A 1,280-nucleotide genomic window follows, 5' to 3' on the forward strand; every position below is an offset into this window, starting at 1 on the left:
SWWCGGGACTGCTGCACCGATAGGTGACAGTTTCGGTGTCATGCCGCAAATGCGGCTGTGTTGATGATCGTCTCGTATTCGATCGGGGTCAACCGGCCGAGGCGGGCTTGCCGGCGTCGGCGGTGGTAGGTCCGTTCGATCCAGGTGACGATCGCGATCCGCAGTTGCTCGCGGGTGGCCCATCGTTGCCGGTCGAGGACGTTGCGCTGCAGTAGCGCGAAGAATGATTCCATCGCTGCGTTGTCGCCGGCTGCGCCGACTCGCCCCATGGACCCGACCAGATCGTGCCGGTTGAGCGTGGACACGAACTTCCGTGACCGAAATTGAGAGCCCCTGTCCGAGTGAACAATACAACCCGTAACATCGCCTTCTCGGCGGGCGACCGCACTGTTGAGCGCATTCACGGCGAGACGGGACTTCATCCTGGAGTCGATGCTGTAGCCGACGATCCGCCCCGAGCACACGTCCTTGATCGCGCAGAGGTAGAGCTTGCCCTCATCGGTCCAGTGCTCAGTGATATCCGTCAACCACAACTCGTTCGGGGACTCAGCGGTGAAGTCGCGTTCGACCAGATCATCGTGCACCGGCGGGCCAGGCTTCTTCCCATTCCGACCGCGTTTCTTCCCGAAGCTCGACCACCAGCCGTTGGCGCAGCAGATCCGCCACGCCGTGCGTGCACTCATGGGCTGACCTGCAGCTTCGGCCTCGTCGACAAGGAAACGGTAGCCGAACTCCGGATCATCACGGTGCGCATCGAACAGGGCGTTCGCGCGCTCCGCCGCGACCCGATCCGCATCGGTGACCGCGTCCTTGAGCCACCGGTAGTACGGCTGACGGGCGAGCTTGAGTACCCGACACGTCACCGTGACGGGGATCCCGTCCGCGGCAAGCTCCTTCACGAGCGGGTAGAACCTTTTCCCGGCAAATTCGCCTGCGACAAATACGCAGCAGCCCGCCGCAGGACTTCATTCTCCTGCTCCAACAACCGGATTCGCTTGTTGGCCTCCCGCAACTCCGCGGACTGCCCACTCGTCATGCCGGGCTTGCTGCCGTCGTCGATGTTGGCGCGGCGCAGCCACTTCGTCAGCGTCATCTCGTGGATCCCGAAGTCCTTCGCGACCTGCGCGAGCGTCACCCCCGGTTCACGGTCACGGGCAACCCGGACCACGTCGTCACGGAACTCCTGCGGATACGGCTTAGGCACGATGGCCATCCTTCCAGGCCCACCCTCCCGGGCAAGCCAGATCAGATGTCACCTATCAGTGCGGCAGTCCCAACCA

The 1,280-nt window shown here is 63.4% G+C and carries 1 protein-coding gene; it reads right to left on the bottom strand.

Annotated elements, in window-relative coordinates; translation table 11 throughout:
- Positions 1-38: 38 nt before the first annotated feature.
- A protein-coding gene (locus tag AXK60_RS25240) for an IS3 family transposase (RefSeq protein ID WP_244881180.1) occupies positions 39-1,204 on the bottom strand; the annotation gives its coding sequence in 2 pieces (ribosomal slippage) (positions 39-917 and positions 920-1,204; 1,164 coding nt in all).
- Positions 1,205-1,280 lie beyond the last annotated feature (76 nt).

Source organism: Tsukamurella pseudospumae (assembly GCF_001575195.1).
In the GTDB taxonomy this organism is placed as follows: domain Bacteria; phylum Actinomycetota; class Actinomycetes; order Mycobacteriales; family Mycobacteriaceae; genus Tsukamurella; species Tsukamurella pseudospumae.